Below are 23,146 nucleotides of genomic sequence, written 5' to 3' on the forward strand. Positions count from 1 at the left end.
TGCTGAATGATATGTGGGGGTTGGAATAAGGAGAATACTTTTGTCTAAAAAAATAATAATTTAAAATCATGGTAAAAACAATAAATGATATGGGAAATAGACAGCCGGATAGCAATGCTGGCAGCAGTAAGCAAAAAGGAGTGAAGAATAAGCAAACCCAGCAGCTGATGCTATGGATTGCCGCTTTGATAGTAGGCGCAGTTTTGGGTATGTTCGGCATCAGCTGGCTGGATGGCCTGATGAATTTCATCGCCACGGTCTATACCCGCTTATTCCAACTTCTGGCAGTACCAACCATAGCCTTGGCAGTCATCACCACCCTGGCATCCTTGGGCAACCAGGCAGATACCGGTAAGATATTCCGCCACGCCATCACCTACACCCTGCTCACGACGATAGCAGCTGCGGCAGTGGGACTGGTGCTCTACAACATCGTTTCTCCAGGCAATTTACCTACAGCCTTGGTACAGAGCGGTATGGCAGATGTTCCCCAAAAGCTGGGAGAAACCAGCTATTATGACCATATTCTTGGGGTAATACCCAACAACATCATCAAGCCGTTTGCCGAAGGAAATGTACTCTCCATCCTGATTTTGGCGGCAGCCGCAGGTATTGCTTTAACCAAAATGCCATCAAGCGACAAGAAAAAAGTCGTGATGAAGGGATTGTTTGGATTGCAGGATCTGCTCTTCATGCTGATTCATGGATTAATCTGGGCTCTGCCTCTGGGTATCGTTGCCTTTGCAGCACAACTCTCAGCCCAGTTCTCCGCAGGAATCGTGATGGCTTCTCTAGGAAAGTACGTAGCTGTTATCCTGGGAGGTAATGTGATTCAATTCTTCATCATCCTCCCGCTCTTCCTCTTGGCAAGAGGCTTGAATCCTGTGCGAACATTGGGCAAGATGATGCCGGCAGTATTGATGGCTCTGTTTACAAAGAGTTCGGCTGCTACGTTGCCGGTAACGATGCAGACAGCAGAAGATAGACTGGGAGTTTCCAATCAGGTTTCCCGCTTCGTATTGCCTATCTGTACTACCATCAACATGAATGGCTGCGCTGCGTTTATCCTCGTAACCTCCTTATTCCTGATGCAGAATGGAGGAATGCCCTTACCTTGGACTACGATGATTCTCTGGCTCTTCATTTCAGTTATCTCAGCAGTGGGTAATGCAGGAGTGCCGATGGGATGTTATTTCCTTACCCTATCTCTGATGTCCGGCATCAATGCTCCTATCGGCATCATGGGTATCATCCTGCCAATCTATACCATTATCGACATGGTAGAAACGGCAGAGAATGTATGGTCAGACTCCTGTGTCTGCGCTATGGTAGATAAGGACTTGAAAGAGCAGTAAATATAGAATAAACACCTAGCATATAAAATAGAACATCAGCCTGTGGTGATGAGGAAAAGAATCACCATAGGCTGATGTCTGTTTACACAAAGCGTTGGTTTCCTCAACCTTTATTTCTGATGCTGCAAAGAAAATCATCATGAATAATAGCATAAAGAAGTAACTCACTTCCTTATATATAATTAATGTATAGCCACGTAAAACACCCATATTTTCCAAAAATAGAGCTAATTCGCAAAGAACATAAGAAAATATTCTGTATTTTTGCCGTGTTTTTCAAAGAAAAACACTATCTTTGTCACAGATTAAAGAGATAAGCAATGGCAAACAAAGACCTTAACCACCTCAAACTTGTTTTGGTGGAGCTAAAGAAGACCGCAAAATGGCTGGCTGGAGAAATCGGTAAAGATCCAGCTACAGTTTCTAAATGGTGTACCAATACGGCGCAACCAAGTTTGGAGCCCCTATCCATCATCGCAGAAAAGTTAGATGTTGGATATACGGGAGCTATTACTGCCGTCAAAAGCAGACAAAGCACTTATCTATATCCGTGTTGAATTCGCAGTACATTCATTGCAAAACAACTTCCTTTCCTCACCCCCCGCCCAAATTCCATCAACCATGCAATGGCAGATCGTGAAGCGAGTAGCGGAGCTATGCTATTTCAATCACGACATGGACGGTTGGGCTTCAGAGCTATGGGAAGAAATGAGCGAGGAACAGCGTTCCGAGCTTCCTCAGCTTGGCAACCAGCAGCCTTGGATTTATAATCCAGAGCGCAGAGCCATCCTCCAAGCCGAGCTTGATGCCATCTTCGCCCACCTCTATGGTCTCAACACCGAAGATCTCCGTTACATCTTAGACCCAGAAGATGTCTGTGGAAAGGGTTGCATCAACGAGACCTTCCGAGTACTGAAAGACAATGAGTTGCGCCAATACGGCGAATACCGCACCAAGCACCTCGTTCTCAAAGCATGGAATAAATTTGAATATGACAATTAAAGTATGACTATGAGTAAAGAAAATAAAAAATTATTATATCATTATACTACAATGAATACGTTCTATTCTATGATAGATCATTCATTGGTGTATGAAAAGAATGACATAAATCCTACATATATAACTATGTGGGCAACTCATTATGCATATCAAAACGATCCTACAGAATGTCAATTCTTTTTTGAAGGATTACAGAATAGGATTTTAAATTATGCAAAAACGAAGAAAGTAGAGCTTACTGATGAGGATAAGCAACTTATAAAACAGCCATGGTATGGCTTGAATATTTATACGATTTCACTTTCTACACAAGAAGATGATTTAACAATGTGGCGTGGATATGGTCAGAATGGAGATGGCATTAGTTTGGGATTTGATTTTTCCAAACTACCATCAACGCTACCCATATATGGACCAGACTGCAAAGAACGTGAATATCGGAGTGAAAGCGACCCTACATATTTACTCACAAGAAATATTCGGGAGTGTAAATATATCGATCCTAACAATATAGAAATTGCAGAAGAAGCCTACGAGAGAGCTATAGATAATATTTTCGGCAAAGACAAGGAATGGAATGATGTAAAACAAAAAAGGCTTATCAATGAGTACGCTCCAATCTATAAGCATTATAAATATAAAGCCGAAGGTGAATGGCGTATTATAGATACAAAACTCATCTCAAAATATCGCATAGGAGACAATCGTTCCCTCATCCCATATATTGAGGTAAATGTGCCTATTAATTGCCTGAGCAAAATAATAATTGGACCATGCCAAGATTCGAATAACATTGTGATAAATATAAAAAAGTTCTTATGGACAAAAGGAATTGACACTAAAAATATTGAAATTGTAACGTCAGAGATTCCTTAAAGAAACCGAATATAACAATGAAGATAGATATACATACACTGATTGGCGAAGCGACAGCCTACGACAAGAAACAACAGATAGAGGCCAAGCGACCTAAGAGCTGGCTCAAAAGTGTATCTGCCTTTGCTAACGGCGAAGGCGGCACACTTATCTTTGGCATCAGCGATGACGATCTGGTTGTCGGACTTGAGAATGCTGAGCAAGATGCAGAACTCATCAGCGAAGCCATCAAGACTAAGTTGGATCCTATCCCAACCATCAATTTGGAATTTCAAGAAGTTGAGGGTAAAAAACTGATTTTATTGCATATCGCATCTGGTGACGAGACCCCTTATTATTATATAGGTGACAAACAACGTGTCGCCTTCATCCGCATTGGAAACGAATCAGTTGTAGCAGACCGCATCCAATTGAGAAATCTTGTTCTTAAAGGAACTGGCAAGAACTACGACAGCCTTGCCGCACCATACAGATTTGATGATATGTCATTTACCAAATTGAAATCAGTACATTTCAAACGCTTGGGACGCTCTTTTGAGGATTCTGAGTTCACTTCATGGGGCATCATCGACACACAGGGCAAACTGACCAACGCAGGTGCACTAATAGCAGATGACTCTCCTATCCGTCAATCAAGAATATTCTGTACAAGATGGAATGGGCTTGATATGACAAGTGGATTGGGCGAAGCTTTGGATGACGCAGAGTTTGAAGGAAGTGTCATTGGGCAATTGCAAGATGCCGTAGCATTTATCAAAAATAACTCACACAAGAAGTGGTGGAAAGAAGCTACTTACAGAGAAGAACTTCCAGACTATCCTGAGCGTGCCGTAACAGAAGTAATAAGTAACGCCATTATTCATCGCAATTACTTAGAACTTGGCAGTGAAATCCACATAGACATGTATGATAATCGAATGGAAGTATATTCACCGGGAGGCATGATGGACGGAAGTCTTATCCAACATCTTGACCCAATGAACGTACCTTCCAAACGTCGTAACCCTCTCCTTGCAGATTTCTTCAATCGACTTGAATTGATGGAACGCAGAGGGAGTGGCATGAAGAAGATTGTCAAGGAATACAAACATTTTGAAAAGTTCCCTGGGTACAAAGCACCAGAATTCAAATCTAATTCAGGAGAATTTCATGTGACTCTATGGAATCTCAATTATGACGAGAAACAGTTCGCCGACTCAGAAAAACAGTTCGCGAACGACTCAAAAGAGTTCGCCAACTCAGAAAAACAGTTCGCGAACGACTCAAAAGAGTTCGCCAACGACACAAAACAGTTCGCCAACTCAGAAAAAGAGTTCGCTAACGAAAAGAAAGAAACAGCCAAAGAAGTCAAGCAAAGAAAAGAGTTCGTGAAGGCTAAAAGAGCCATCTACAAACTTATCACTTCTAATCCAAAAGTGACAACTGCGCAAATAGCAGATAAGCTAAACGTATCAACACGCCAGGTACAAAAATACCTCAAACGATTGATAGAACAAAATCTGATTGTGAAAGAAGGAAGCAGAATCAATGGTTCGTGGAAGATTCTCGATGAAGAATATACAGATTTCTTTGGGCGAATATAAGAATAGATCAACTTAAAAGCGACCTATCTGATGTTGCCTCCTTGTTTCATTTACTAAAAGGCAACAAGGAGAGATTAACTATGCAAAATATTGAAAACACGGAGGAAAAATGATAAACCTCTATTCATGCTTGTATTGATAAACAGAGTCCGGTTACTGAGGCAAATGGAGAAGGGAACTTTGTAATATCCCTTTGAAATCATCGTAAGTACTTTTTAATTTCCTTGAATATGGCTCAGGGGAGGTTGTCTATCCACGGACAATCTCCCATAAGCCAGGATACCCCCATTTTACTCCGCTTCTATCTTCCAATCTGTAATATTATGCGTTGCCACATCAAAGTTAACCCCAACCTTTACGATTGGCAAGCCGCTTAAAGCGAAGCGCTTAGGATATTCCTTAAGATTGATCTGCTTCATCGCTGCATCAGCATCCTTATTGAGCTTCAACTCAAAAAGATAAAGATGGGTAGCAGTTCTCAATACCATATCCACCCTTCCCGATGGAGTACGAACTTCTACATCTACATAATTATCAAGAATAGAGAATATCACATACATCATCTGCTGATAATGTCCCTCAGAGTCAACATTGTTGCAATACGGAACCGTGGCCAGATAAGCCTGAAGCATCTGCATGGCTCCATCCATATCGTTGCGACGGATAAGAGCTGACATCTTGGCAATGGTCGTAGTTCCCTTCACCGTATTCATACCTATATAATTAGGTAAGAGACTACGGTATAGCCCAACCCGAATCTCCTTGTTAGGAATATCCAGGGTATAGAGTTCCGTCTCCGGATCGTACCCCTTAATGGTGATGTAACCACTCTGATACAATAAAGGCATAACAGATGACATACCTTCTGTTGGTGCATCAAACTCCGACTGATCGGCTTCACAACTACCAATCTCCGATGGCATAACCTGGAATTTCTTGAGCATTTCTATCAGATAAGTTGGTGTGCCTGAAGAGAACCAATAATAATCCAAACAACCAGCAGCCATAGCATTCAGCAAACTATAAGGATTGAATATATCAGGGGATTGCGCCGCAAAATGATACCCATCATAGAACTCCCGTAAAGCTTCCAATGCTTGCTCTCTACTCTTGCCCATTTTTTTCGCTAGAGCATCAACATCCGCAGACATCTGAGACTCCAATTCTTCCTTGGTAATACCACAGATTCCTGCATAGTCATTACGCATACTTATATTCGTAATGTTATTCAGTTCACTAAAGATACTCAATTGCGAGAACTTCGTAATACCGGTCAGGAAGACAAAACGGAGCATTGGTTCACAATCCTTCAACGGACTATAAAAATTGCGCATCACATTGCGAAGCACCGGCAAGTTAACATCGCTATGAACAACGTCAAGAAGAGGTGCATCATACTCATCAATCAGTACGACAACCTGCTTACCTGTCTTTTCATAAGCAGTCTGGATAAGCGAAATGAGACGGTCGTTCGCATCAACTGCAGGAGATGTAATACCCCATACCTTTTCCTGCTCAGCAAGTCGCCTTCCCAGATATCTTTCCAGCTGCTCTTTCTCCATGTGCTTACCTCCTGCCATACTAAAATGCAGTACAGGATATTCCGTCCACTCATTTTCCAGCTTTTCGATGGCTAATCCTTTGAAGAGTTCCTTTTTGCCTTGAAAATAGCTTTTGAATGTTGAAACAAGCAATGACTTTCCGAAACGGCGCGGACGACTTAAGAAGAAATGCTTGCCACCGCTATGAGTCATGCGATAGACATATTCCGTCTTATCTACATACAGAAGATTCCGAGTGATTATTTCCTCGAATGTCTGGATTCCTACTGGATATAATTTCAATTCTGCCATTGTTCTGTCTTTTAAGTTTCCGGTGATAACAACCTATCAGCCTATTCAACTGCAAAACTAATCATTTTTTCCGTAATCTCCAAACATTTCTGCCAGAATCTACTCTTGGATATTAAATAAGTAATCGAATATCTATGGAAAACTCTTATTTGCATTACAAAATCATTTTTCCTTTCACAGCACCCGCAATATATTGACATTCACACACTTAAGTGTGAAGGCATTTTTATCGATGCCGTTTCACATCACTTGCACCAAGAGTAAACGATGGAACTAAAAACAGTAAACGACGGAACCAATACGAAGGGGAGAAAGAACGTTTGCCGGAGGGAGAAAGAACGTGGAAGAGAAGGAGAAAACATACCTTCTTGCAATCGGATGACTCCCGTCATCCATATAGACCACTACCGTCATCCATATAGACGACCCGGGTCATCTATATGGATGACTAGGGTCAACCGATACGAAGTGAGCATCATTTATCCTTCTTCTATAGGTCCTTTCTCCCTCAAGTAAACGTTCCTTCTCCCCTCTAAATTTATTGCAACATTTATCGCCGATAGTATTGCAAACGCCTCTTTATTGTTGTATCTTTGCAGTGATATTACTCAATAAACGAATTTAACCGAGATTATATATATGAATATCAAAAGAACACTGAAGAGACTGATCGACGATACTCAGTATGTCGCAGCACTCGAAAAGCAGAATGATCTGCTGAAAGAAAACCTTCAACAGGAAAAAGACAACCTCCAAAAGCAGAAGGAGGACTTCAGAAAGGAGAAGGAACAGAAAGTTGCCGACGAAGAGGCACAGTACAAGAAACGTAGCCGCAACTACCTCCGCCCTATCGCGGATATGCAGAAGTGGCTGCTGGAGAACTACGAGTTCCGATACAATGTCATCACCGATGTTTTCGAATACCGCAAGAAGGCTGAAGCAGAAGGACATGACTCCGAAGATGCCATCAAGCATGACTTCGAAATCATCGACAAGTATGCCATCAACACCATCGCCATCGAAGTGCAGGAGGCTGGCATCTTTGTGCGCGATCACTTCGTAGAGCGACTCATCAAGTCGAAGTACGCCCAACCTTATCATCCTATCCGCTCCTACATCAATCAGGTGAGAGGTACCTGGGATGGAAAGGATAGAATCGGCGACTTTCTGCGCCGCATCAACCATTCTGACTATTGTCAGAAGATGGGAAGAATCTGGCTACGTGCCATGGTGGCGCAGATGGCAGGATACGACGAGAAACATGCCAACAGCGTGATGCTCACTCTGGTTTCAACGACACAGGGACTACATAAGAGTACTTTCCTCAGAAGCCTATTACCCAACGGGTTAAGAGATTACTACACGGATGATTTCTCGCTCAACCAAAAGGGAAATGCACAGAGAAAGATTGTAGAGTTTGCCATCATCAACGACGATGAGCTGGACAAGGAGAATCCAAAGAAGATGCCGCTGATGAAGACCCTGATGCAAACCATGAAACCTAGTTTCATCGGTGCCTACAAGAAGAACTTCAACCGTCTGCCCCGCTCCGCCTCATTCACCGGCACCAGCAACCAGCGCGAACTTCTCACCGACCGCTCAGGCTCCCGAAGATTCCTGATTCTGGAACCCGACGGGATGATCAATGTAGATGACATCGAGCACGACCAGATTTATGCCCAACTATTAGATGAGGTAGAGCATGGCGAGCCTTACTTCTTCTCCAAGGAGGATGAAAAGGAGATGCAGGAACACAATCTGCCCTACTATATCAAGACAGACCTGGAAAGAACCGTTGCCTCGTACTTCAGAACTCCCGAAGGAGGGGAAAAGGGAGAGAAAATGACCGCCGACATCATCCTGAAAAAGCTGAAAACGATACACGCCAAGGGTGTTCAGAATATCGTCCTGAATCCCTTCAGCAAGATCCTGACCCATCTTTTCGGCAAACCGGAACATACCCGTGACGGCAATTTCTATCTTGTAAAGGAAGTAGGATAAGAAAAAAGTCCTTTCACACTTAACTCTCTGTTTATCAACAACAAGAAGAGTTTTGTGAAAGGACTTTTTCTGCATTATCTTTTTTATCCCCTATTCTTCGGTAGATAATTATCGTTTTTACACTCCTATTCTACGATAGATGAAGACCCTGCCTTCGCGCTCTCGAGTCATCTTCGGGAACTCGCCCTCGCAATAGCCAGACAGAACCTTCTGGGCATGATACTTAGTAACACCATGAAGACGCATCAAATCCTTTACCGTGATATAGCCATGCTTCTTGCAGAAGTTGGTGATGTCCAGCAATTCCTGAGCCGACTCCTTAGGCGGGAAACTTACCTTCCAGGGAATACGGCTGCAATTTCCACCATAATTGACAAAGAACTCCTTATCAAACTCACGGGTGGTTTTCACCTCAAAACCCTCAATCACCACTTCATTGGCAGGAATCAGCTCACCCTCATGATACACCTTATGATATATATTGCCATCATCATCCTTATGGTCTCTCAATTTCAACTTGGGTTTGATGATGAACATATCTCCTATCTTCACCTCCATACCACTGGAAAGTGCCATCATCGTCTCATCCTTGATAGACTGGATGGCTGCCAGAAACTGAGGAGTAGCCATCTGGTAATGCTGACGCATACCATCACGCATATTCTTTAAATCATACACATCCCTATATACAAACTGAGGATGAATCAAATACTTGCCAGTCTCATCTTTCATCGGAGATCGGTGCTCTATATAACCTATCGGTCCTGTAGCTCTTGGCATAATCTTTCATATTTTATAAAGTCTTGTGAAGAAGACTCCTGCGTGAAGTTCCTTACACGATGCAAAGATACGAAAAAATATCAAAACCCAAACAAAAAGATAGAGAAAATCATATATATAATAAGGTGTACGCACACAATTAGGCTACATGAACCTTTACGAAAAGTTAAAAGATTGTCTTTTTTCTGCTTTTTGTGCATTTTTTCTTTCTTTTTGTTGGTTATTTCAAGAAAAAGCTATATCTTTGCAAGCGCAAACAAGAAAAAAGAAATTTCAAACACAATAAAAGATAAAGATTATGAAAGCATCTGAAGTAATCGCGAATCTCCAAAGAAGATTCCCAAACGAGCCGGAGTACATCCAGGCTGTTAGTCAGGTTCTCGGTACTATCGAGGAAGAGTACAACAAGCACCCTGAGTTCGAGAAGGCAAACCTCATCGAGCGCCTCTGCATCCCAGACCGTATCATCCAGTTCCGTGTATCTTGGGTAGATGACAAGGGTAACGTACAGACTAACATGGGTTACCGCATTCAGCACAACAACGTAATCGGCCCTTACAAGGGAGGTCTTCGCTTCCACAAGTCTGTAAACTTGGGTATCCTGAAGTTCCTTGCTTTCGAGCAGACTTTCAAGAACTCTCTTACTACTCTCCCTATGGGTGGTGCAAAGGGTGGTTCTGACTTCTCTCCACGTGGCAAGAGCAACAACGAGGTGATGCGTTTCTGCCAGGCTTTCATGACTGAGCTTTACCGTCACATGGGTCCAGACGAGGATGTTCCTGCTGGCGATATCGGTGTAGGCGGCCGTGAGGTAGGTTACCTCTTCGGTATGTACAAGAAGTTGACTCACCAGTTCCAGGGTGTCTTGACCGGTAAGGGTCAGGAGTTCGGTGGTTCTCTCATCCGTCCTGAGGCTACTGGTTACGGTAACGTTTACTTCCTCTGCAACATGCTCGCTACCAAGGGCATCGACATCAAGGGCAAGACTGTATTGGTTTCTGGTTCAGGTAACGTTGCCCAGTACACTATGGAGAAGTTGCTCCAGTTGGGTGCTAAGCCTGTTACATGTTCAGACTCTGATGGTTACATCTACGATCCAGACGGTATCGACCGCGAGAAGCTCGACTACATCATGGAGCTCAAGAACGTAGAGCGTGGCCGTATCAAGGAATATGCTGAGAAATATGGTGTAAAATATGTTGCGGGTGCTAAGCCTTGGTTTGAGAAGGCTGACATCGCACTGCCATCTGCTACTCAGAACGAGATCAACGAGGAGGCTGCCAAGGCTCTCATCGCAAACGGTGTATTCGCTGTAAGCGAGGGTGCTAACATGCCTACTACTCCAGAGGCTATCAAGGTGTTCCAGGATGCCAAGATCCTCTACGCTCCAGGTAAGGCTGCCAACGCTGGTGGTGTGGCTGTTTCTGGTCTTGAGATGAGCCAGAACTCTGAGCGCCTGAAGTGGTCACGCGAGGAGGTTGACGCAAAGCTCCACGACATCATGAACGATATCCACGCTAACTGCGTGAAGTACGGTACTGAGAACGATGGTTACGTAAACTACGTAAAGGGTGCTAACGTAGCCGGATTCCTGAAGGTAGCTAAGGCTATGATGGCTCAGGGTATCGTATAAAAAAGATAAAAATCGTAAAAAGATAAAAGGATTTAATCATTTATTAGTTATTAATAGAAGCGGCGGGCTCGTGAGAGTCCGCCGTTTTGCTATTGTCCTGAATCCAAATTCGGAAACGGGTGCCGAAAAAAATGAATGTATTCTAAATGAATCAGACCGGAGTATCTTCCGGATTCTCCTTGAAGAGATCTTCTGCCTGTGGAAGTTCATCTTCATCAAACCACTGTGCGAGCTTGTCGTGAGCCTTCTGCTTCGCATCCTCAGAAACATCTCCCCATACCTTATGAAGCACGAAGATGAGCACTGCCAGGTCGTCGCTCAGTCCCGCTATCGGAATGGCATCGGGAATCACATCGAGCGGACTGATGAGGTAGCCCAGGGCGCCGATAATCATCGCCTTGTCCTTGAGCGCAACCTTGTCACTCTCCAGCGTATAATAGAGAATGAGAGCTGCATAAACCATCTTGGCACCTGCACGCTTTGCCACGTGCGAAATCTTCTCGACAAATGCACTCTGAGTGAATTTGTCCTTATAAGCCATAAAATCAGGTAAATTCATATCTTCAATGCTTTAAAGTTATTATCTTTTTTCATAGAAGAGTACTGCCTTGATAAAGGTCTCCATCTTCGTTTCCTTGTGCTTGTTCACACGGTAGAGGATCACCATCTGGAGCAATGCCTTGCAGAAGCAGGCGAGCAGCAGACCGATGATGATGGCGATGATGGTGGTCATCGCCTTGCCGTTCTCATAGATAGGCGACTTATCTGGGAAGCAGGAAAGGATCAATACGGGGATGACGGTGATGAAACCGCCCACCGTGAGCTGCGTGCGCTTGGAACCGCCCATATCGAGGATGGCCTGCTTATCGAAGAGATAGTCATCCAGCTCCATACGGGTAAGTCCATAGTTCTCCAACTTAGGGAAGTCGGGCTCATCGCCATACTTCTGCATCTTGTTGGTTACCTTGTGCTCAAAATCGTCTAATATCTGCTTTTCCGGTTCTCTAAGATTCATAATTGCTGGTTATTTTTAAATGGTTTGAAACACCGCATCCTACATTACATTGACAGGTATATATGTCTCCATACCTTATTATATATATATGATGCAGAAAGAACTAAAAGAAAGAAAGCAGTGCTCCTATAAGCCGAGTTCTGTACCCATACCGTCGGAAACGATACGGGTGCCTGTCATTTATCTAGTCCCAGAGTCACCCCTGGGCTCAAGCACTCTACCCTCCGCAGCAGCCCGAAGGCAATCGGACGAGCCGCCCTCAATCTGCGGTTTACATGAGCTTACAGCTCCCAGATGGCACAGCCTGGCGATCACCCGCCAGCTGGTGGTCTCTTACACCACCTTCTCACCCTTACCCGACACTAAACCACGATGCCCTGCCGGAGCCTGACTTCGCTACGGAATAAGTTTCGGGCGGTAATTTTCTTCTACCGACACCTACTGTCACCAATAGCTTCTATTTTCGGAAGTGGGATGCCCTACGCTGCCCGGACTTTCCTCTCGCACCCCCCAGTAGAGAATGCCAGCGACAAGCCGGAGCACTGCTTTCGAAATGCAAAGATAGCAAAAAAGTTCGACTTAACCGCCAATTTCTCTGAGTTTTTAAACTCTTTTCGCTTTTTGGGGATGATTTTACGGCTTTCTCATCCCGAAAGACTGACATTCCAGTCATCTTTTTCTCTTGTTTCGTTCACATTCGTTTGCATATCAAGAAGTTTTAATTTCATATACAAAACTATCATTTTTCAGAAAAGTAGCAAATAATTGTAAAAATAGGGCTATTCTTGTTTAAGAGCCGTTAAAGTGTTAATTTTAAATGTTAAAACGGAATAAAAAATGGCTCAAAGTTATACGTATATCAAAAAATGACTCTATATTTGCAACCGAAAAGCTGAGGCAAGAAGCTGACAGATTTGGCAGACCCGAGGGATTTGGCATAGATTTGGCTGATGGCTAGGCGTAACAATAAAAAAGGAAATAATAATAAAAAGGATATTAAACATGAAAAAGGTAACTAATTATGTAATGGCAGTGCTATGCGTAGGTTCGCTAGCATTCTCAACAGGTGCTTTCATGAAGGTGAACGCTTCACCAGCAGTAACAGCAACAGCACCAGGTCAACCAGTTGATCTCACTTACGCAGCAGAGAAGGCTCTGCCAGCCGTGGTACATATCAAATACGTACAGAACTCGAAGGTGAAGACCGTAGATGTTCAGAGCGACCCATTCGGAGGCTTCTTCGACCCATTCGGATTCTTCGGCAATCCAGGAGGTCAGGGCGGCACACGCAAGCAGCAGGTGCAGACTCCTAAGAGAGAGGCTACAGGTTCGGGCGTAATCATCAGCTCAGACGGATACATCGTAACCAACAACCACGTGGTGGAAGGCGCAGATGAGCTGACCGTGACCCTGAACGACAACCGCGAGTACTCTGCACGCATCATCGGTACCGACAAGAGCACCGACCTCGCCCTCATCAAGGTGGATGGCAAGAACCTGCCTACCCTGCCTATCGCCAACAGCGACAATGTGAAGGTGGGCGAATGGGTCATCGCAGTGGGCAATCCATTCGGACTCAACAATACCGTTACCGCAGGTATCATCTCTGCCAAGGCACGTTCGCTCGGCGCCAACGGCGTGGAGAGCTTCATCCAGACCGATGCTGCCATCAACGCAGGTAACTCAGGCGGTGCACTCGTCAACACCCAGGGTGAGCTGGTGGGCATCAACGCCATGCTCTACTCCCAGACCGGTTCCTACTCAGGCTACGGCTTCGCCATTCCTACCTCTATCATGAACAAGGTGGTGGATGACCTGAAGAAGTACGGAAGCGTACAGCGCGTGATGCTGAGCATCCAGGGTAGCGACGTGCTCAACTACATCAACGCCCAGAAGGAAAACGGCAAGGACGTGAACCTGGGAACCAACGAGGGTGTCTATATCGCCAAGGTAGATGAAGACGGCAACGGTGCTGCTGCCGGACTGAAGGAAGGCGACGTGATTACCAAGGTAGATGGCAAGAAGGTGACCAAGATGGCAGAACTGCAGGAGTCGCTCAACGGCAAGCGCCCTGGCGACAAGATGAGCATCACCTACCTGCGCAACAAGAAGGAGACCACCAAGACCATCACCCTGAAGAATGCCCAGGGCAACACCTCAGTAATCAAGAGCGCAGACCTCGACGTGCTCGGCGGAACCTTCCGTCCTGTTACAGAGAGCCAGAAGAACCAGCTCAGCATCAAGTATGGTGTAGAGGTGATGAAGGTGAACAGCGGTGCCCTGAAGGATGCCGGCATTTCACGCGGATTCATCATCCAGCGCATCAACGACAGCAACATCACATCGCTCGACGACCTGCAGAAGGCTGTGAAGAGTGCTTCTACCAGCAAGGATCCTGTGCTCTACATCCAGGGAGTATGGCCTACAGGCAAGAAGGCTTACTTCGCTGTTCCACTGCAGAAGGACTAATCGGCTGAGGGGCGTCTATCACCGGATGAACCGGCTGAAGTTCCTAAGAAAAGAGAACTTAATCCCCTCTGAAAAGAGAACTCAGCCCCTCTGAAAAGAGAAAAAATGACAAAATAGCAGGTATTTTGAAAAATATCTGCTATTTTTTTTGTTTTTCCAAACAAAAAGTGTACTTTTGCATCTACAAAATTAAATTGCTACCATGAGACAACTGAAAATTTTAAAGTCTATAACGAATCGCGAAAGCGCATCGTTGGACAAATATCTCCAAGAAATTGGACACGAGGAGCTCCTGACAACCGACGAGGAAGTGGAACTCGCTCAGCGCATAAGAAAAGGGGACAAGAGAGCCCTGGAGAGATTGACCAAAGCCAACCTGAGATTCGTGGTATCTGTTGCCAAGCAATATCAGAATCAGGGACTCAGTTTACCTGACCTTATCAACGAAGGAAACGTTGGGCTTATCAAAGCTGCAGAAAAATTTGATGAGACACGCGGCTTCAAGTTCATCTCGTATGCCGTTTGGTGGATCAGACAGAGCATTCTGCAAGCTATAGCTGAGCAGAGCAGACTGGTACGCCTCCCCCTCAACCAGGTGGGTAGCGTCAACAAGATAACAAGGGAACTCAACAAGTTCGAGCAGGAACACGAGCGCAAGCCGAGCGTGGATGAGATTGCCGAGCGTGTGGATTTGCCCGAAGACAAGATTGCAGATGCCATGAAGGCGAACTCACGCCACGTGAGCATGGATGCACCTATCGCCGACGGCGAGGACAGCAGCATGATCGACTTCCTGGCTGGCGACTCATCCAATACCGACAAGGAACTCGCCATAGAATCGCTCAAGGCTGAGGTAAGCCGCATACTGAAGCTGCTCACCGACAAGGAGCAGAAGGTGCTGAGAGCATTCTTCGGAATAGACGGCTCGCCGGAAATGACCCTGGATGAGATAGGTGAAAAGTACAACCTGACGAGGGAGCGTGTAAGGCAGATCAAGGAGAAAGCCCTGCGCCGACTCAGACACAACACGAAGAATAAACTGCTGAAATCCTATCTGGGACAGTAAGCGCAAAACATAAGTATAGAAAAGAATAAATGAAAGTTTTAAAAATCGCATTAGCACTGGCTATCGCAGCCATCTCTTCATTCACGGCTCACGCCAAGAATGATCCGACAACTGCATATATGTTCGGTTTCGCATCGTCGTTCAGCGACTCTACGGTGTATATGACCAGCGTGCAGAGAGTTGATTCAGTATATCTGACTCACAAGAAGCTCTTCCTGGACAACAGAGAGAACTACTCCCTGCAGCTGAAGGAATACCTGGAGTCGATCGGTGCACCCAAGAGAACCTGCATCGTGATCTTCGACCGCAACTTCAAGAAGGCGGAGAAGAAATGGACCAAGCTGCACGACCGTTACACCAAGCAGGCGAAGGCAAAGCGCCTGAAGAACGGCGAGAAGCCGAAGGACCTCCCTACTCCATGGCAGATGAAGAACATCGACGAGAGCAAGTTCATGTTCAAGGCGGTAGAGCCAAGCGACATGGAGGAGCCAAAGACCAAGGCTGAAAGAAAGGCTGAAAAGAAGGAGGCAAAGGCTCAGCTGAAGCAGAAGAAAGCTGAAGTGAAGAGCCAGCTGAAGCAGAGAAAAGCCGAAGTGAAGCAGAAGAAGGCGGAACTGAAGCAGAAAAAGGCGGAAGCCAAGAAAAAAGCTGAAGCATAAAGAAAAGAAGTTTTTAAAAAATATTTAGTAGTTAATACCTATAATTTTTTAGGGCGTCAGCGGTACTAGATTACCGCTGAATGTTAGTAGTTTAGTTCAGCCCCTAGGAAGTTGTGAAATCTCCAAAAGGGCAAAAGCCCCCGGAAGTTGTGAAACCTCCGGGGGCTTTTTTTTATAGGAATAAACCTGATGTCTTTATTTCATTTTATCCTTAAACCAGTTGGTAATCTGGCGCAGGAGATGATTGCGGGTGTTACCTCCCGAAATGCCGTGGTTGCGGTTGGTGTACCAAAGCTCCTTGAAATCCTTGTCTGCCTGAACCAATGCCTCTGAATACTCGAAGGTGTTCTGTGGATGAACATTGTCATCTGCCAGTCCATGGCAGATAAGCAAGGCACCATGCTGCTTGTCGGCACGCTCGATTGGGTTTACCTTGTAACCCTCCTCGTTCTCCTGAGGAGTACGCATGTAACGCTCGGTATAGACCGTATCATAGAAGCGGTAGCAGGTAGGAGGCGCAACAGCCACACCAGCCTTGAACACAGGGCGGCCTTCGCTCATACTCATCAGGGTATTGAAACCACCATAGCTCCATCCCCAGATACCGATGTTGTCCTTATCCACGTATGGCAGACTGCCCATATAGAGCGCTGTCTCCACCTGATCCTTTGACTCCAGGTCGCCGAGGCGCAGATAGGTACACTTCTCGAACTCAGCACCACGGGCACCGGTTCCACGGCCATCTACACAAGCCACGATGAATCCCTCCTGAGCCAGATAGTAATCGAAGGCTCCACCGGAACCCATGCTTCCCGTGCTCCAGGAATTGAGCACCTGCTGACTGCCCGGACCGGAATACTGGAAGAGGATGACCGGATACTTCTTGCTGGCATCGAAATCTACCGGCTTCACCATCCATCCGTCGAGCTTCACGCCCTCTGATGTTGTGAAGGTGAAGGTCTCGCGCTTGCCCCAGTTATACTGCTTGGTCTTCTCCAACAGCTTCTTGTTGTCCTCCAGGGTCTTGATCACCTTACCCTTGTTGTTGCGTACGGTGTAAACGTATGGATGGCTGTAGCTGCTCCAGTTGTTCACGAAATAGCGGTAATCGCCTGAGAAGTAAGCCGAGTTGGAACCCTCCTCAGAAGTGAGTCGCTCCACCTTGCCGTTCTTGTGAGCCACATAAACCTGGCGGTCGTGTGCATTGAGCATGGCTGCCTGGAAATAGATGTCGCCGGTCTTCTCATCCATGCCGTAGATGGCGGTAACATCGTAGTTGCCCTTCTCTACCTGGCGGATCAGCTTGCCTTTCATATCATAGAGATAAAGGTGCATGTAGCCGTCGCGGTCGCTAGGGAGCAGGATGTTCTTCTTGCCCACGATGCTGTTCTCCATCACCTCTTCCTTGATGAACTTAGGCACGCTTTCCTGGATGATCTGCTTGCTCTTGCCGGTGAATGGATTCACGGAATAGAGGCGCATATCGTCCTGGTGGCGGTTCATCGTATAGACGATGAGACTGTTGGCGTCTGGAGTGGTCTTGATGCGAGGATAGTAGCCGTCTGCATCTACCGGAACATCCAGTGCGAGGGTCTTGCCCGTCTTCATATCGTAGCTCCAGAGGCTCACCTTGGAGTTGTCCTGTCCTGCCTTAGGATACTTGTAGGAATACTCTCCCGGATAATCGTGAAACTCGCTGCGGGTAGGCTTGGCGCCTTCGAAGAGCTGGAGGGAATAGGTCTTCACGTGGCTTTCGTCGAAACGGATCCAGCCGAGTGAGGTTCCGTCAGCATTCCAGGCGAAGGCACGGTTGAAGGCAAACTCCTCCTCATATACCCAGTCGGGAATACCATTGATCACTTCATTGAACTTTCCGTCCTTGGTAACCTGCACTTCCTTCTCGCCATCGGTTACGAAGATGTTGTTGTCCTTGACGAAGGCGATGTGGCGTGAATCCGGCGACCAGGTAGCCACCTGCTGGTTCTCGCCCTCAGAAAGCTTCTTGATGGTCTTGCGGGCAATATCATAGATGAAGTACTCAGCCTTGAACGAACGGCGATACACCGCCTTGCTCTTGGTGAAGACGAGCATCTTCTTGCCATCCGGGCTCATCACGTAGCCCTCTACCGACTTCATCGGAGCCTTGGCAGCCTCTACGTCGAAGAGCACAGCCACCTGCTTGCCAGTCTTGAAAGAATAACTTACTACCTGCTTGCCATCAGAACTGATGGAAGCATAGAGATCGGTACCCTCAATAGGGTTGATTCCTGTAACGTATGAGGCAGAGAATGCACCTGAAGTAATCGACTTCAAATCGAGCTTCTCAGCTGCCTGCATTACTGATACCATCATCATCGTTGCAACAAAAATTGAAAATCTTTTCATGTATTGTATTGAATGCTTTTGTTTTTCCTGCTTCATCCAGCACCAGACTAATCCTTATCCGATTAGTCCTTATCCTGCTGATTAGTCCTTATGCAGCGCTTCGATAGGCGAATAGTCCTCGTCTTCCAGCAGTTCCTTGACTGTGATTTTCGGATTGCGCTTCACATAAGCCTGGATGGTCTTCACATACTTGGTGTCCAGGATATCCTTACCCAACGCCTTGTTCACGGTCCACATGATCTTGCCCATGTGCAGGTCGCGGTCCAGCTGCGGACGGGTATCGAAATCCTTCATCGGATAGATGCTCAGCAGATAGAAGGTGAGGCAGTCGGGCACGATATACTCGCGCTGCATGGTAGCACGCTGCTGGGCTGTATAGAATTTCTTGTAGAGCGGATATTCCGGACCCAGATACTTATCCAGTGAAATACCTACCGAATGCTCACCTACCACGATGCTCTGGTCGAGCGCACCAATCTGGGCATAGAAGTATGGCTGCTGAAGCTCAGGCAGCCAGTCGTGCAGACGGCCGAACGACTTCTTCAGCTGCTCGTTGATGTCGTCCATGTTCGCATACATGGCCTCAGCATCTGCGATAAGCGACTGGAGGGTGGAATCCTGATAGAACATCAGGAAACGGTTGCTGATGTTGGCGTCGGTAATGGTGCCAAGCTGCAGCATCTTCTCTATCAGTGTTCGGGTTTCTATCGGATAGTCGGTATTCATCTGCTGAAGGGCAGAGAAATCACCGGTGGTAAGGTATCTGCTTTGCAGACGGTCGTAGCGCTGCACCGTTAAAGGGACAGCGTCAGCCTCCTCGTTCGGCTTGAACTTGAACTCGCAGGCCGAACAGAGCATGATAAATGCTAATATGACGATATAATCAAATATTCTTTTCACGTAATTTTAAAGTCTTCTGGTTACGACTGCAAAAATACTAAAAAATATTTAAATTACCAAGCAAAATCTCAAAAAAATAATAAAAAACAGCCAATAGCGAGCAAAATGCTAACACTTTTACTCACTATTGGCTATCTGTGCAATATTCTGTCGCTTATTGAGGAGTCAAGGAGTTAGCTCCCTACTATCGAATCGTGCAGTCCGAAAAGAGTTTCTTGCCCCTGGCGTAATACTGCCAGAGGATGGAGCAATCGAAAACCTGCGGTATCTTTTCCTCCACTCTATTCTCCTGAATTTTCTTGCGATCTTCATCGAAATCGTGCTTCCATGCCTGGAAAGCCCTGCGCGCCTTGAAGATTGCCTTGAAGTCGCCCAGGTTGCGTTTCAGGATCAGCATCACGAAAGCAGCCAAATAATCCAGAAACCATCTCACTCTCATAACATGAGATAATTCTTTATCGCTCAGATTCTTATAGAGCATCGTTAGATTGTTTCTGAAATTCAGGAAAGTCTTCATCGGATTACTCTTCGGCAAGGTTCCACCACCCACGTGATAGACTTCACTCTCCGGAATGCAGTAGATCTTCCTGCCCATCAGGCGCAATCGCCAGCAGAGATCTATCTCCTCGTTATGGGCAAAGAAGCGGCCATCCAGTCCGCCTGCCTCCCAGTAATCCTTGGCACGGATCATCATGCAGGCACCCGTAGCCCAGAGCACCTCCTGCTGGTAATCATACTGTCCGTTGTCGCGTTCCACGGTCTCGAAGATGCGGCCGCGGCAAAACGGATAGCCGAACTTGTCGAGGAAACCTCCGCAGGCTCCCGCATACTCAAACATATCCTTGTCGTATTCCGCCAGGAGCTTAGGCTGGCAGGCTGCCACCTGGGGATGGCTGTCCATGAACTCGATGAGCGGAGTGAGCCAGTGATGAGCCACCTCCACATCGCTGTTCAGGAGAACATAATATTCTGCCTCTATCTGCTCCAGCGCACGGTTGTAGCCCTCGGCAAAGCCGAAGTTCTGTTCCAGAACGATGGTCTTGACGTGGGGAAACTGAGTCTCCAGGAGAAGCATTGACTGGTCTGACGAATTGTTGTCAGCCACCCATATCTCAGCATCCTGCCGTGAATACTCCACGACATTAGGCAGATACTTGGCAAGCATCTTCTGCCCATTCCAGTTTAATATTACGATTGCAACTTTAGCCATATTTTACTGTAAACTCTTTAACTTATTATTCAGGAGATTGGTAAACTCATAGTTCTTGAGTCCCCATTTCGGTGCGACAAGCAGTTCCTTAGGTGACTGGCTGACGAACCGCTCCAGCACCAGGTCCTTTCTCAAGAGCCGGATGTATTTTACGATGACATCGATGTATTCCTCTACCGTATAGACGTGGAAGGGATGCTCTGCATACTCCTGTGCCAGGCGGGTTCCCTTGATGATCTGCATCTGGTGAATCTTCAGGATGTCGATGGGAAGGGAAGAGATGATGGGCGCCTGACGGAGGCTCTCTGCCGCATCCTCACCCGGCAAGCCGATGATGATGTGGGCACCCGTGAGGATTCCCCTGGCGTGGGTTCGCTCCACCGCATCCCGGCAGCAGGCGAAATCATGACCACGGTTGATGCGCTTCAGGGTCTCATCGTTGGCACTCTCAATGCCATACTCCACCAGCACGAAGGTGCGCCGGTTCAACGCCTCGAGATAATCCAGCAATTCATCGCTCACGCAATCAGGACGGGTTCCTATCACGATTCCTACCACATCCTCTACCTGCAGCGCCTCCTCGTACATCTGACGGAGAAGTTCCACTTTGGCGTAGGTATTGGTATAAGCCTGGAAATAAGCCAGATACTTCATATCCGGATACTTCCTGCTGAAGAAGGCCTTGCCCTCCTCCAACTGCTCCGTTATCGACTTCCTGCGGTCGCAATAGCTGGGATTGAACGTACGGTTGTCGCAGTACGTGCATCCTCCGCTCGAGATTCTTCCATCCCTGTTAGGACAGGAGAATCCTGCATCTATCGAAATCTTCTGAACCCGGAAGTCAGGAAACCGCTTCCGAATCCAGGAGCCAAAATCATTGTAGTACATTGAACTTTGAGGTTTGAACTTTGAACTTTATGATCAGCCTTTACTTTGAGCTATCAAATCAATTCTGCCTTCAATGCCGTCTTGTCGTGATTGAAACCACCCAGACGAACCTTGATGAGCTGATTGTCGTATTCCTCCTTGGCGAGAGCAGGCGAAAGTTCCACACGAACATAGTTTTTGGTGAAACCATGCATTGCCTTGCCTCTTGGCGCCTTCTCGAAGAGCACCTCAGCCTCGGTACCGATGTACTGGGCATAGAACTCCTGAGTCTTCTGGTCGCTCAACTCAAGGAGACGCTTGGAGCGCAGCTTCTTCTCCTTCTCATCTACCACGTATGGAATCTTCAAGGCTGCGGTTCCAGGACGCTCGGAGTATGGGAACACGTGGAGCTGCGTAACAGGCAGGCTCTTCAGGAACTCATAGCACTCCTCAAAGCACTCCGGAGTTTCACCACGACAGCCCACCATCACATCTACGCCGATAAACGCATCAGGCATCTTCTCCTTGATCAGGTTCACCTTGTGGGCGAAGAGCGCCTTGTCGTAACGGCGGTGCATCAGCTTGAGCACCTCGTCGCTTCCGCTCTGCAGCGGAATATGGAAGTGAGGCATGAAGGCACGGCTCTCGGCACAGTAGGCGATGAGGTCATCATCGCAGAGATCCGGCTCCAGACTGGAGATACGGTAACGCTTGATGCCTTCCACCTGGTCCATCGCCTTCACAAGGTCGAGGAACCGCTCGTGGGTGGTCTGTCCGAAATCACCGATGTTCACACCGGTAATCACGATTTCCTTGCCGCCCTCAGCTGCCGCCTGCTCACACTGAGCCACGAGCGATTCGATGCTTGGGTTGCGGGAATTGCCACGGGCGAAAGGAATGGTGCAATAGGTGCAGTAGTAGTTGCAACCATCCTGCACCTTCAGGAAGTAGCGGGTACGGTTGCCACGGGAGCATGAAGGCTGGAAGGTCTTGATTTCCTTGGTCTTCACGCTGTGGTGCTGATGAAGGGCAGAATCTGAAGACTCCAGGTTCTCGCCGGTGACAGGAAGTCCGTTTTCTACGGCAAACTTCTTGGCCCATGCATCGCTGAGATACTGAATCAAGTGAGCCTTCTCGTTGGCGCCCAACACCAGGTCAACACCTTCTATCTTGCTCACATTCTCCGACTCCAGCTGCGCGTAGCAACCGGTGACGATGACGAAGGCACCAGGATTCTGTCGCACCATACGATGGATAGCCTGACGGCACTTATGATCGGCAACTTCTGTTACCGAGCAAGTATTGATGAGACAAATGTCTGCTTTCTCCCCTTTCTGTGCCGTAATGACGCCCATATCTTCGAGCATCTTGCCGAAAGTGGAGGTTTCCGAGAAATTGAGTTTGCAGCCCAGCGTATAGTAGGCAGCCTTTTTGCCTTGGAAGGCACTTGAATCTATCATATATTTATCTTTTTCTAATATTTCTAAAAGGT

At 46.7% G+C, this 23,146-nt stretch carries 19 protein-coding genes and 1 other RNA gene; 10 read left to right on the top strand and 10 right to left on the bottom strand.

Translation table 11 applies throughout. The features are described 5' to 3' along the window. Positions 1-89: 89 nt before the first annotated feature. The 5 genes from DW657_RS08685 to DW657_RS08705 all read left to right on the top strand — a co-directional run bounded on the left by DW657_RS08685 (position 90) and on the right by DW657_RS08705 (position 4,816). Positions 90-1,355, top strand: a complete 1,266-nt coding sequence (locus tag DW657_RS08685; protein ID WP_233546689.1) for a dicarboxylate/amino acid:cation symporter — start codon at positions 90-92, stop codon at positions 1,353-1,355. A 320-nt stretch (positions 1,356-1,675) separates the two neighbouring features. Then, positions 1,676-1,912, top strand: a complete 237-nt coding sequence (locus tag DW657_RS08690) for a helix-turn-helix transcriptional regulator (RefSeq protein ID WP_118312219.1) — start codon at positions 1,676-1,678, stop codon at positions 1,910-1,912. A 64-nt stretch (positions 1,913-1,976) separates the two neighbouring features. Then, positions 1,977-2,357 carry a hypothetical protein gene (locus DW657_RS08695; RefSeq protein ID WP_199658331.1) on the top strand — a complete coding sequence of 127 codons (381 nt, stop codon included), beginning with the start codon at positions 1,977-1,979 and terminating at the stop codon, positions 2,355-2,357. A gap of 9 nt (positions 2,358-2,366) precedes the next feature. Beyond that, complete coding sequence (locus tag DW657_RS08700) at positions 2,367-3,233, top strand: DUF2971 domain-containing protein (protein ID WP_158577340.1); 867 nt, start codon at positions 2,367-2,369, stop codon at positions 3,231-3,233. A gap of 17 nt (positions 3,234-3,250) precedes the next feature. Next, on the top strand, positions 3,251-4,816 hold the full coding sequence (locus tag DW657_RS08705) for an ATP-binding protein (protein WP_199658333.1): 1,566 nt from the start codon (positions 3,251-3,253) through the stop codon (positions 4,814-4,816). Between the two features lie 290 nt (positions 4,817-5,106). On the opposite strand, the gene DW657_RS08710 is transcribed toward DW657_RS08705, so the two are convergent. Next, positions 5,107-6,669 carry an ATP-binding protein gene (locus DW657_RS08710; protein WP_118312222.1) on the bottom strand — a complete coding sequence of 521 codons (1,563 nt, stop codon included), beginning with the start codon at positions 6,667-6,669 and terminating at the stop codon, positions 5,107-5,109. A gap of 639 nt (positions 6,670-7,308) precedes the next feature. On the opposite strand from DW657_RS08710, the gene DW657_RS08715 reads away from it, so the two are divergent. Then, positions 7,309-8,670 (top strand): VapE domain-containing protein, encoded by a 1,362-nt coding sequence (locus tag DW657_RS08715; protein ID WP_118312223.1) that lies wholly within the window; start codon positions 7,309-7,311, stop codon positions 8,668-8,670. 117 nt (positions 8,671-8,787) lie between these two features. Here DW657_RS08715 and DW657_RS08720 read toward each other — a convergent pair whose 3' ends face one another. Beyond that, the gene (locus DW657_RS08720) at positions 8,788-9,450 is read right to left on the bottom strand and encodes a hypothetical protein (RefSeq protein ID WP_118312224.1); all 663 of its coding nucleotides are present in this window, start codon (positions 9,448-9,450) and stop codon (positions 8,788-8,790) included. Between the two features lie 298 nt (positions 9,451-9,748). On the opposite strand from DW657_RS08720, the gene DW657_RS08725 reads away from it, so the two are divergent. Beyond that, positions 9,749-11,083, top strand: coding sequence for an NADP-specific glutamate dehydrogenase (locus DW657_RS08725; RefSeq protein ID WP_118312225.1), 1,335 nt, complete (start codon positions 9,749-9,751; stop codon positions 11,081-11,083). Between the two features lie 151 nt (positions 11,084-11,234). Here DW657_RS08725 and DW657_RS08730 read toward each other — a convergent pair whose 3' ends face one another. From DW657_RS08730 to rnpB, 3 genes are all read right to left on the bottom strand, one after another. Then, positions 11,235-11,642 carry a YkvA family protein gene (locus DW657_RS08730; protein WP_089544164.1) on the bottom strand — a complete coding sequence of 136 codons (408 nt, stop codon included), beginning with the start codon at positions 11,640-11,642 and terminating at the stop codon, positions 11,235-11,237. A gap of 21 nt (positions 11,643-11,663) precedes the next feature. Then, positions 11,664-12,098 (bottom strand): hypothetical protein, encoded by a 435-nt coding sequence (locus DW657_RS08735; protein ID WP_089544165.1) that lies wholly within the window; start codon positions 12,096-12,098, stop codon positions 11,664-11,666. 113 nt (positions 12,099-12,211) lie between these two features. After that, positions 12,212-12,644, bottom strand: an RNA gene (gene rnpB, locus DW657_RS08740) — RNase P RNA component class A. 456 nt (positions 12,645-13,100) lie between these two features. On the opposite strand from rnpB, the gene DW657_RS08745 reads away from it, so the two are divergent. The 3 genes from DW657_RS08745 to DW657_RS08755 all read left to right on the top strand — a co-directional run bounded on the left by DW657_RS08745 (position 13,101) and on the right by DW657_RS08755 (position 16,292). Continuing rightward, a complete protein-coding gene (locus tag DW657_RS08745; protein WP_118312226.1) occupies positions 13,101-14,567 on the top strand; it encodes a trypsin-like peptidase domain-containing protein in 1,467 nt (488 codons plus the stop codon). Between the two features lie 202 nt (positions 14,568-14,769). After that, on the top strand, positions 14,770-15,633 hold the full coding sequence (locus DW657_RS08750) for an RNA polymerase sigma factor RpoD/SigA (protein ID WP_118312227.1): 864 nt from the start codon (positions 14,770-14,772) through the stop codon (positions 15,631-15,633). 29 nt (positions 15,634-15,662) lie between these two features. Beyond that, the gene (locus DW657_RS08755; protein ID WP_118312228.1) at positions 15,663-16,292 is read left to right on the top strand and encodes a hypothetical protein; all 630 of its coding nucleotides are present in this window, start codon (positions 15,663-15,665) and stop codon (positions 16,290-16,292) included. A 195-nt stretch (positions 16,293-16,487) separates the two neighbouring features. Here DW657_RS08755 and DW657_RS08760 read toward each other — a convergent pair whose 3' ends face one another. From DW657_RS08760 to mtaB, 5 genes are all read right to left on the bottom strand, one after another. Beyond that, positions 16,488-18,644, bottom strand: coding sequence for a S9 family peptidase (locus DW657_RS08760; RefSeq protein WP_233546691.1), 2,157 nt, complete (start codon positions 18,642-18,644; stop codon positions 16,488-16,490). A 114-nt stretch (positions 18,645-18,758) separates the two neighbouring features. Further along, a complete protein-coding gene (locus DW657_RS08765; protein WP_117663446.1) occupies positions 18,759-19,535 on the bottom strand; it encodes a gliding motility protein GldB in 777 nt (258 codons plus the stop codon). Positions 19,536-19,761: 226 nt separating this feature from the next. Continuing rightward, positions 19,762-20,787, bottom strand: coding sequence for a glycosyltransferase family 2 protein (locus DW657_RS08770; RefSeq protein ID WP_118312230.1), 1,026 nt, complete (start codon positions 20,785-20,787; stop codon positions 19,762-19,764). A gap of 3 nt (positions 20,788-20,790) precedes the next feature. Continuing rightward, on the bottom strand, positions 20,791-21,675 hold the full coding sequence (locus DW657_RS08775) for a TIGR01212 family radical SAM protein (RefSeq protein ID WP_089544171.1): 885 nt from the start codon (positions 21,673-21,675) through the stop codon (positions 20,791-20,793). A 53-nt stretch (positions 21,676-21,728) separates the two neighbouring features. Next, the gene (gene mtaB / locus DW657_RS08780) at positions 21,729-23,114 is read right to left on the bottom strand and encodes a tRNA (N(6)-L-threonylcarbamoyladenosine(37)-C(2))-methylthiotransferase MtaB (RefSeq protein ID WP_089544172.1); all 1,386 of its coding nucleotides are present in this window, start codon (positions 23,112-23,114) and stop codon (positions 21,729-21,731) included. Positions 23,115-23,146 lie beyond the last annotated feature (32 nt).

The organism is Prevotella sp. AM23-5, assembly GCF_003473645.1.
GTDB classification, from domain to species: domain Bacteria; phylum Bacteroidota; class Bacteroidia; order Bacteroidales; family Bacteroidaceae; genus Prevotella; species Prevotella copri_A.

Excerpts from the sequence above, each read along its gene's own strand:
- DW657_RS08685 (WP_233546689.1), top strand. The coding sequence starts at position 90 with ATGGGAAATAGACAGCCGGATAGCAATGCTGGCAGCAGTAAGCAAAAA.
- DW657_RS08690 (WP_118312219.1), top strand. The coding sequence starts at position 1,676 with ATGGCAAACAAAGACCTTAACCACCTCAAACTTGTTTTGGTGGAGCTA.
- DW657_RS08695 (WP_199658331.1), top strand. The coding sequence starts at position 1,977 with ATGCAATGGCAGATCGTGAAGCGAGTAGCGGAGCTATGCTATTTCAAT.
- DW657_RS08700 (WP_158577340.1), top strand. The coding sequence starts at position 2,367 with ATGAGTAAAGAAAATAAAAAATTATTATATCATTATACTACAATGAAT.
- DW657_RS08705 (WP_199658333.1), top strand. The coding sequence starts at position 3,251 with ATGAAGATAGATATACATACACTGATTGGCGAAGCGACAGCCTACGAC.
- DW657_RS08710 (WP_118312222.1), bottom strand. The coding sequence starts at position 6,669 with ATGGCAGAATTGAAATTATATCCAGTAGGAATCCAGACATTCGAGGAA.
- DW657_RS08715 (WP_118312223.1), top strand. The coding sequence starts at position 7,309 with ATGAATATCAAAAGAACACTGAAGAGACTGATCGACGATACTCAGTAT.
- DW657_RS08720 (WP_118312224.1), bottom strand. The coding sequence starts at position 9,450 with ATGCCAAGAGCTACAGGACCGATAGGTTATATAGAGCACCGATCTCCG.
- DW657_RS08725 (WP_118312225.1), top strand. The coding sequence starts at position 9,749 with ATGAAAGCATCTGAAGTAATCGCGAATCTCCAAAGAAGATTCCCAAAC.
- DW657_RS08730 (WP_089544164.1), bottom strand. The coding sequence starts at position 11,642 with ATGAATTTACCTGATTTTATGGCTTATAAGGACAAATTCACTCAGAGT.
- DW657_RS08735 (WP_089544165.1), bottom strand. The coding sequence starts at position 12,098 with ATGAATCTTAGAGAACCGGAAAAGCAGATATTAGACGATTTTGAGCAC.
- DW657_RS08745 (WP_118312226.1), top strand. The coding sequence starts at position 13,101 with ATGAAAAAGGTAACTAATTATGTAATGGCAGTGCTATGCGTAGGTTCG.
- DW657_RS08750 (WP_118312227.1), top strand. The coding sequence starts at position 14,770 with ATGAGACAACTGAAAATTTTAAAGTCTATAACGAATCGCGAAAGCGCA.
- DW657_RS08755 (WP_118312228.1), top strand. The coding sequence starts at position 15,663 with ATGAAAGTTTTAAAAATCGCATTAGCACTGGCTATCGCAGCCATCTCT.
- DW657_RS08760 (WP_233546691.1), bottom strand. The coding sequence starts at position 18,644 with ATGATGGTATCAGTAATGCAGGCAGCTGAGAAGCTCGATTTGAAGTCG.
- DW657_RS08765 (WP_117663446.1), bottom strand. The coding sequence starts at position 19,535 with ATGCTCTGTTCGGCCTGCGAGTTCAAGTTCAAGCCGAACGAGGAGGCT.
- DW657_RS08770 (WP_118312230.1), bottom strand. The coding sequence starts at position 20,787 with ATGGCTAAAGTTGCAATCGTAATATTAAACTGGAATGGGCAGAAGATG.
- DW657_RS08775 (WP_089544171.1), bottom strand. The coding sequence starts at position 21,675 with ATGTACTACAATGATTTTGGCTCCTGGATTCGGAAGCGGTTTCCTGAC.
- mtaB (WP_089544172.1), bottom strand. The coding sequence starts at position 23,114 with ATGATAGATTCAAGTGCCTTCCAAGGCAAAAAGGCTGCCTACTATACG.